The sequence below is a fragment of the Dokdonella sp. genome, assembly GCF_041395345.1.
Lineage (GTDB): Bacteria > Pseudomonadota > Gammaproteobacteria > Xanthomonadales > Rhodanobacteraceae > Dokdonella.
Genome location: NZ_JAWLAR010000029.1, coordinates 1 through 8,640 on the forward strand (window position 1 = coordinate 1; position 8,640 = coordinate 8,640).

8 protein-coding genes and 1 pseudogene are annotated in these 8,640 nt (G+C 58.2%); 6 read left to right on the forward strand and 3 right to left on the reverse strand.

Annotated elements, in window-relative coordinates; translation table 11 throughout:
* Positions 1-204: 204 nt before the first annotated feature.
* Both R3F00_RS17680 and R3F00_RS17685 read left to right on the forward strand, forming a co-directional pair.
* Entirely contained in the window at positions 205-1,218 is a 1,014-nt protein-coding gene (locus tag R3F00_RS17680) for a YiiG family protein (RefSeq protein ID WP_371283051.1), read from the forward strand.
* 325 nt (positions 1,219-1,543) lie between these two features.
* Entirely contained in the window at positions 1,544-2,386 is an 843-nt protein-coding gene (locus tag R3F00_RS17685) for an SAM-dependent methyltransferase (protein WP_371283052.1), read from the forward strand.
* A 50-nt stretch (positions 2,387-2,436) separates the two neighbouring features.
* Here R3F00_RS17685 and R3F00_RS17690 read toward each other — a convergent pair whose 3' ends face one another.
* Positions 2,437-2,928: a hypothetical protein gene (locus R3F00_RS17690; protein WP_371283053.1), complete on the reverse strand. Its 492-nt coding sequence runs from the start codon at positions 2,926-2,928 to the stop codon at positions 2,437-2,439.
* 284 nt (positions 2,929-3,212) lie between these two features.
* On the opposite strand from R3F00_RS17690, the gene R3F00_RS17695 reads away from it, so the two are divergent.
* Positions 3,213-3,608, forward strand: a complete 396-nt coding sequence (locus R3F00_RS17695; protein ID WP_371283054.1) for a hypothetical protein — start codon at positions 3,213-3,215, stop codon at positions 3,606-3,608.
* 346 nt (positions 3,609-3,954) lie between these two features.
* Positions 3,955-4,695, forward strand: coding sequence for a restriction endonuclease (locus tag R3F00_RS17700; RefSeq protein WP_371283058.1), 741 nt, complete (start codon positions 3,955-3,957; stop codon positions 4,693-4,695).
* Positions 4,696-4,954: 259 nt separating this feature from the next.
* Here R3F00_RS17700 and R3F00_RS17705 read toward each other — a convergent pair whose 3' ends face one another.
* Positions 4,955-5,737: a zinc-dependent peptidase gene (locus R3F00_RS17705; protein ID WP_371283055.1), complete on the reverse strand. Its 783-nt coding sequence runs from the start codon at positions 5,735-5,737 to the stop codon at positions 4,955-4,957.
* Positions 5,738-5,891: 154 nt separating this feature from the next.
* Entirely contained in the window at positions 5,892-6,383 is a 492-nt protein-coding gene (locus R3F00_RS17710) for a hypothetical protein (protein WP_371283056.1), read from the reverse strand.
* 426 nt (positions 6,384-6,809) lie between these two features.
* On the opposite strand from R3F00_RS17710, the gene R3F00_RS17715 reads away from it, so the two are divergent.
* Both R3F00_RS17715 and R3F00_RS17720 read left to right on the forward strand, forming a co-directional pair.
* Positions 6,810-7,961 carry an SPFH domain-containing protein gene (locus R3F00_RS17715; protein WP_371283057.1) on the forward strand — a complete coding sequence of 384 codons (1,152 nt, stop codon included), beginning with the start codon at positions 6,810-6,812 and terminating at the stop codon, positions 7,959-7,961.
* Between the two features lie 21 nt (positions 7,962-7,982).
* Positions 7,983-8,640, forward strand: a pseudogene (locus tag R3F00_RS17720) (TFIIB-type zinc ribbon-containing protein); the annotation flags it as partial.

Here is an 8,640-nt window from a genome sequence, read left to right on the forward strand (position 1 = left end):
GCCTAAGCGGCATCCGTTCGCCTGGCCTGTGTCATACCCCCACTTGCGCCGGGGCCGGGAGCACACTTGATTGCTGATCGATTCCTGCGATCAGATTCGTTAACGTGCGCGACGATGTAAAGTACCTGCCTGGCAGGTTTGTCTGCCGTTCCACGTATGTACTCGCTGATAGCCCTTCACGTGCTGGGTAACCGGGAGTTTCGAATGAACCAGGATTGCGAGCCAGGATTCAGTTTTTCAGCTTGGCCCTTGTCGCTGATCCTGATGATGGCATCGCTGTTTCTGGCTCCACCGCTGGCCTTGGCCGACGAGCCACCTGCCAGACCTGCTGGAATTGATGCCGACCGGTTGCTCGCGCAAAAGATCTCCGCCTACATCGATTGCATCAACCGACACAGCAACTGGACGATGGGCAGCCGTGAGCGCTACCTCGACTGGATCAAGGATGCGAAACGTGGTCCGACCGGTCGCGAGCCAGTCATCTATGGACTCTATCCGCTGTATGACATATCCGATTGTCGGGCAGGAATCGAGAAGGCCGCAAATCTCCCACCGGCCTATCCGGAAATCGAGCAATCCGCAGCTGCGTGGGTCGAAGCATTCGTCACCCTCGACTCCCTCGTGGCTGAGGCCAACAGGTACTACGAGCTCGAAAACTACAAGGACGACAAGATGGCGAAAGGCAAGTCAATGCATCCACAACTGATGGAGGCATTTGAACGCTTCGACGCAGCAAACAATGCCTTGTATGGGCAGGTCGTCACCACACAGGACGGGCTGGCCGAAAGGCGGCTGCAGCGCCTGGCAGGCGATCCTGCGCTAGAGCGCGAATACTTGTTTGCCCTTCTCAACGACCGTGCCAAGCAAATTGTGAGGCTCATGGATTCAGTGGGCACGAAGAGTTTCGATCGCGACGGCTTCGCAACGGCCGTATCGGAATATGAAAAAGCCTACTTCGAAGCAGACGCGTATTCCACGCAGCAGAGCGGTCAATCGAAGGAAGCCTTTGATTCAATCATGATGATGATGGCCCTGGAGTACCTGAAATCCGCAAAATCGCTCATGCGCAGCGAGCGCGGCGGTTTTCGCTTTTCGGCAGGGGAACGCATGTTCATAGAGGACGGGTCCGGCGAGATGGTCGAAGGCCATCCAAAGCATCTGGTAGACAGGTACAACCGATTCATCGACGCATCGAACCGCAGCTCTCGGCACAATTGATGGGGCCCCTGAAATCTATCAACTCAGTGCTTCTCCCGCTGTCGGGAGAAGCTGCCGACAGGCTGATGAGGGTGGACCTACGTAGCAAGGCGCGAAACCTGGCGAATCAAGAGCACCACCCTCATCCCCTGATTCGCCGCGTCCTGCATCTCACCCTTCGGGCCGGCTGCGCCGTTCGTGCCCGATCCAGTCGGGCGCAGTCGGGACCTTCTCCCGCCAGCGGAAGAAGGAATTGCTTTGTCGACTTCATACTGTTTACGGGCCCAATCAATAGCGGGTGCGTGACCGGGCGATCAACCGCCCTGTTTCCAGGAGATTGCCCGACGTGACCCACTATTCCGGACCGCTGCTTACGCGCTCCGATGCCGATACCCTGCATACAGCGCGCGACACCGGCGCTTCCGAATGGAACGGCTCGCTGAATCTGGGCTTGTCGAGCGGGACGGCACAGCTGCTTTCCGATCGCTGGCAATGGCGGGGAATATCCTATCCGTATCCGGCGAAACTGAAGGACCGCACCATCTACTACTGGGACGGCAATGGCTTCGCGCCCGTCTCGAGGTTTGCCGGCTCGTTGATCAAGCTGGTGCCGACGGATTGGGGCGCGCCAACCTTCGAGATCGACGGCATCAAGATGCTGGTGACTTCGAGGATCTCGCCTGTCGAGGATGCACGGCATAAGGTGGCACTGATCGAGCCGCGCGGAAAGCGTGTTCTGGATACCTGTGGCGGCCTTGGCTACTTCGCCGTCTGCTGTCTCGAAGGCGGAGCCGCGCACGTCGACTCTTACGAAAAGAACCCCAGTGTGCTCTGGCTGCGCACACTCAATCCTTGGTCGCCCGATCCGGACGCGCCGGAGAATGGTGGCCGCCTACAGCTCACCCATGCCGACATATCGGAAGCGATCATCGGGATTGCCGATGCATCGATCGACGCAGTGCTGCACGATCCACCACGCTTCGGCATTGCCGGCGAACTGTACTCGCAAGTCTTCTACGATCATCTCGCGCGGGTGCTGCGCAAGCGTGGGCGCCTGTTTCACTACACAGGAAGTCCGAACAGACTCACCAGCGGGCGCGACGTGCCGCGCGAAGTGAGCAAGCGTCTGGAAAAGGCGGGCTTCAAGTGTCAACTGGCGCTCGACGGCGTGCTGGCGACGCGACGCTGAGATTCCAACTGGCGGGCACACCGAGATCGACTTGCCGTGCAGCCTGTCGACTATTGAGGCTCCCCGGGTGGAGGATCGGATGCCGGTCGGGCACATCCCATGATCTCCTGGCCGCCATCGAATGCAATCTTGCCGGTATAGGGAAAGCTCGCTCCAGACATGTTGTCCTGGCAAAGCCTCTCGGTGATTCGGATTTCGATAGTGCCCTTGGCGTCGTGAGCCATGACGCTGCGCCCGTCGAACAAGACATTGTTGGAATCCACCGCGAGCCTGCGTTCGCCCTCCAGTCCTTTCAGCACAAGCGAACCTCTCTCGACATGCGCATTCCAGAACGGCTCGTTGGTCGAAAGTATGAATTCCTCTTCGACAAAATGCTGGCTGTCCAGTACAGGTGGCGGCATGATCTCGACGGATTCACCCGCCGGGTTGGCAGCGGTTTGCGCTGGTTGCGAACCTTCCTTCACATCGGGTGCAGAGCTTTTGCTGCACGCAGCGAGGATGCACCCAAAAGCAATGACCCAAATTCTGGCGTCGGCAATCATGTTCAGTTTCCTTCAACTGCGAATCAATCAGTCACCCTCAGACCTGGACAGGGTGTATCCAGACCCCTGATGAATTCTACCCAAATCATTTGATGCGCCCTGCCCTCGACTTGGTTGACCAGTGAAGCCTTTCTTTTATGCGACTCGAAGAGGAATGGAGGATCCGCTTCCTGCGGATACCGAATCAAAAGCAGTTATTGCTCCATTGAAGCCTGTGTTCGCGGGCGAATTTACCAGGCATCAAGTGTCACTCTTCTCGCCAGCGAATGACAGAGGATCACCGAATGAATCATATCGTCATATCCAGTTTCGAGAATGTCGAAACCGGAGACATGCAATCTCAGGGAGAGTCGATCAGGCTGTTCGATTCCGAAGCATCCGCACGCGACCACTTCGAGCGTCGTTCGGCATTGCTTGAATCGGCGGTCGCCAAGTCCCTCGTTGACGACCCCGATGCCGGCTTCATCAGCTGGCTGCTGTTACTGCGCATGCCGCTGGATGTCAGCGACATCGACGAAGCGCTCGAAGACCTGGAACTGGTACTCGAGGAAACCGAGGAAGTCGAAGATCCTTTCGGCGAATTGGTGGTCGCCTATGAAGGTTTTCAGCAGGATTCCGATGGCAGGCGTGAGTACCCGCAGGCTACGGCGCTGAAGGGCCTGGAAGCGTGGTTGACCTGACATCTACTGGTGGCCATCGCATAAGTTTGCTGCCATGGGCAAGCATTCGCTGAGGATCTGGGCACATGACTCCTTGCCCCGCCCCTTGATCGAACGCCAAGTTGGATCAATGAGCTTCGTGGCAAGCACATCATGATATGTCCACACCTACGTCTCTCGAGCTGTTTTTGACGCACCCTTGCGGTCCTGTTCTATCGCTGGCGAATGAAGACCTGACCGGATATTGTTCGGCAGAATGGATTCGCATGAGGGGTATATGGCTAGACGTAAACGAAGTGGCGTGGATGAAATTGCCCTTTTGCCGTGGCCTATTGGCCTCGTGCTTGGAATCCTCACTTACTTCGGTATTCGTTTTGGTATTGGCTGGTTGTTCTCAGCGTTCAACAATCCCTACTCGCAAGGTCTCGGAAAACAGTTGTCAGCGGGAGCCTTGGTGCCACTCGCCTGGGCCTCATTGGCCATCTGCTGGATGGCCGCCCTCGCCTCCTTCTTCAGACAACGACGACGCAAGAAGCTTATCGAAACGCAAACAGGTCTTGATAGCCTGCGCAATTTGAGCTGGCGCGAATTCGAAATACTGGTGGGTGAAGCATTCCGGCGACAGGGCTATGTCACACAGGAGACGGGACTAGGTGGAGCCGATGGCGGTATTGATCTGGTATTGAAAAAGGATGGCAAAACTACCCTCGTGCAATGCAAGCAATGGAGAACCCAGCGCGTCGACGTCAAAGTAGTGCGCGAGATGTTCGGTTTGCTGACCCATCATAGAGCAGCAGCCGTGAAAATTGTTGCGGTTGGAAACTACACGCGTGACGCAGAGGAGTTTGTTGCGGGCAAATCCATTGAATTGATCTGTGGGGATTCATTGCTTTCAATGATTCGAGGCGTTCAAAGCACATCAACCGGAATCGCGTCATCACGTGAAAGTCTTGTGGATGTCCAGGACCAGGCGAACGCACCAAACTGCCCGAAATGCGGATCTACAATGGTTGGTCGAGTGAATCGACGCACCAGAGACCGCTTTTGGGGGTGCAAGAGCTACCCGACGTGTCGAGGAACACGATTGCGGCCGAACACTGAACATTGAAACGGCATTCCACGCATCCATTCCAACCGCGATCTGGCTAGTCCAATCGAACAGCATGACGACTCCGTGCAAGTGTCCTTCGGCAACCTCTGGGGCTGGCCGGGGCCCCGATTGGAGGACGACCGGATTGGGGCAAAATGATTGACCTCATTCCGTTCGTGGTGAGCTTGTCAAACCATGGACGGCATCCGCCTCAAATCTCACAACACGCTTGTCCTTCGACAGACTGAGGACAAGCGGCTTCTGATAAACCGGGTACTTACTGGCTGGCGGTTGCAGCCAGCGCCGGCTGCTGGCGATAGAACTGGCACAACAGCCGGTATACCTCCGGCATCTTCTGCTTCATATTCTCTGGCGCCTCGAAAAATGACTCGCTGCATACTGCAAAGAATTCCGCCTCATTGGTAAGCGAGTAGCCATCGATCGGCAGTGCCCGGCCGTGCTCGTCGTCGTCATGAAGACGATTCCACGCGGAACTGAAGATGTCGTGCCACTCTCCCGGGCGCATGTCCGGGTGCATGGGAGGGGAGCCGTTGGCGCCATCGCGCAGCATGTCGAGCTTGTGCGCCAGTTCGTGAATGACCACGTTGCTGGCGTGGCCGTCGCGGGAATGCGGCCCGGATTCACGAATTGAGCTCCAGGAAAGGATCACCGGACCGCGAAGCCAGGCTTCGCCACTCAGCCCGCGCATTCCGGAGTGAACCACGCCATCGTCACTGCGATAAGGCTGGTCCGAAACATAGTCGTCCCTGTAGACGATGACGGTCTGAAAATGGTCGTACCAGTCCAGGCCCAGCTTCAGGATGGGTACGCAGGCCATCGTCGCGAGTTTGAGAACCATGGCGTCGAGCAGTTCGAAGTCGCCGCCTGCCGTGATGGCCTTGCGCGCGATGAAACGCAAGGCGACCTCGCGCAGGGCGTCGCGCTCGCTGCCCTGATAGCGCTTCGCAACGGGCCAGTCGGAAACGGCCGACTCCCATTGCTCAACGGTAACGCCCATCTTCCTGATGCGTCGATTTTCGAGCCAGTCGCGGATCCACATGTTCTATTGACTCGCTCGGTGCTTTCGGAGAGAGCCGATCCAGAGCTTGTGGCCGCACAAATCCCGCATTGCACGGAAACACGCACTCGATGGCGCGCTCGGCAGGCGTGGACTGCCATTCAATTGCTTCATGGGTGCCTGGCCGGTGAAAGTATCAATCGACGATCTCGAGCGGTTTGGTTCGGGTCTGGTCGAGGAAGAGTCTCTTGCCGGCAATCTGGCAGAGGGCGATCATCTCGTCGAGCGTGTCGAGCGTGTAGGTGACCTGCAAATTGTTGATTACTCGCCTGTCACCCCGATCGATAATCCAGTTGCCGATGTAGTCGATGCCCTGGCCAGTAACTTCTATCCACAGTGCGGGCTTGCTTACCGGATAGTCGAGGCTGTTGTTGACACCCATGAGAAGCTCCCGGAAGTAGTACCTGCCCGGCTCGACATCCGTGGCGAAGTAACATTCCGATTTCTTGTTTGCTGAACAGCGGCGCATTACGAATCGCTTTGAGGAATTGACGCTTTGCAAGAGCCAGGGTCCGGACGTTTCGGTCGTCAGACTGCCAAGGACAAAGTTCGACGCGTCTGGCGCCACACAAGGCGGATTGGCCATGGCTGTCACCGGCATCGTCACGCAAGCCAGAAGAAGGCTCATGGGAAACGTTCGCTTGAACACTGCCGCATTTCCAATGCCACTCATGTCATGCCTCCGAATACTCCGCGTAGAAGCGAATTCGCCGAGCCCACGGCGCGCAGGGCTCGGCGGCAACGTCCAACCATCCAGTTCGCCGCCCCTGCATTGGCGCAGTGTAATGAATTCCTGCCACGTGAACCTGCACGGTCGAACCAGGTCGCAGCGAAGATCAGGGGTACCCGAAAGCCGAGTTTGCCCAATGAATGCAATGACATACCGAGCACAGCCTGGTCTTCGGCATCGGTTACCTGGGCCGGCAAATCGAACGCGTGAATGGACTTGCTTGCCGCACGGATCGGCTGGGGAATCCACTGATCTGGCCAAGGAATGTATAGTTCGCCCGGCATGGCGGGTACGGTGCCCGACCACGAATAGCGGAGAGATGCCATGGGTCTTGTTCAGGCAGTAGTGGGTTCGATTGGCGGCGCGCTCGCCGACCAGTGGAAGGACTTCTACACGGTTCCGGACGGTTTGCCGGCGACGGCAGCGCTGTTTGCCGCGGTGCCACGTGGCACCAATGCAGGACGCGGTTCCAACACCAAGGGCTCCTCGAACATCATCACGAACGGCACCAAGATCGTCGTTCCCGAAGGCTACGGCTTGTTGCTGTTTCAGGACGGCGCGGTCACCGGTTTTGCCGCCGAACCGGGCGGCTACGAATGGCGATCGGATGATATCAACTCGAAGTCGATCTTCGCGGGCGATGGCCTTGTCGACTCGCTGATCATGCAGAGCTGGGAGCGTTTCAAGTTCGGCGGTCAGCCGGGCTCGCAACAGGCTGCCTTCTTCGTCTCGCTGAAGGAACTGCCGGAAAACCGCTTCGGTACGCAATCGGAAATCTACTGGGATGACGGATTCCTCGGCACCCAGGTCGGCGCGGTAACGCGCGGCTCGTATACCTTGAAGATCGTCGATCCGATCCTGTTCGTGAAGAATTTCGTGCCTGCCCGGTATCTCCAGTCCGGCGAGGTCTTCGATTTCACCGATATGGACAATGCCGCCGCCGGACAACTCTTCAACGAAGTGGTCGGATCACTGGCGCCCGCCTTCAGCCTCTACAGCAACGATCCCGCCAAGGGCAACCGCATCACGAAATTGCAGCAGGATTCGATCGGGTTCGCCCATAGCCTTTCCGCTGCAGTAGAGAACGCCTACCAGTGGAAGTCCGACCGTGGCCTGGCCATCGTCAAGACAGCTATCGTTTCGATCGAGTACGACGCAAACACGCGGGAACTGCTCAAGACCGTGCAGCGCGCCGATGCGTTGTCCGGTTCACGCGGCAACTCCAACCTGCAAGCCAGTGTTGCGCAGGGCATGCAGTCGGCCGGTGAGAATACCGGTGCTGCAGGCATGATGGGCATCGGCATGGCGTCGGGGATGATGGGCGGCCTCGGCAACCTGCAGCAGCCGGCAACCCCGGCCGCTCCGGCAGCCGAAGATCCGATCGCCAAATTGAAGAAGGCCAAGGAAATGCTCGATCTCGGCCTGATTACACAGGCCGACTACGACGCCGCCAAGGCCAAGGCGCTCGGTATCTAAACCTTCAATCGCCAGCCGATCATGTCCAACACCAAGCCTCCGCTGTCGCCGGCGCCGCCAGTCGACGGACCCGGTTCGCCTCAAGACGTGCCGCCACTGCCAGGCAGTTTTCCGATCGACCCGGAAACCCTGCCCGAACCGATCCGCGATGAATTGCTGGCGCCCGATCCGGTCGCCATCGATACCTCCTCCGAGGAACTCAAGGACGGCGCCAACCGCTGCCCGAAATGCGGTGCGACCGATATCAGGCACAAGCCCGGCAGCGACTTGCTGGTCTGCCTGTACTGCCGCAACGAATGGCATGGCCAGCGGGTCGAGGAAGCGTTCGGCTTCGGCACCGGGCTTGATGAGCTCTCGGGCACCGTCGTGGCCTCCGGTGCGCGGGATATCGAAGCAGACGCCGCCAGCCTCATGAGTTTCAAGTGCAGCGGCTGCGGTGCCGAGGTTACCGTCAATACCGAAAACGCGATGACGGCACGCTGCCACTGGTGCCGTCACGTTTTGGGCGTCAACGAACAGGTACCCAACGGCGCGGTGCCGGACGCCGTGCTTCCCTTCCATATCAAGAAGGATGACGCAGTCGCGCGCATCCGCCAGTTCGTGGACAAGCGGAGACTGTTCGCGCTGAAGGCGTTCAAGGACGAGTTCACGCCTGAGAACGTGATCGGGGTCTACCTGC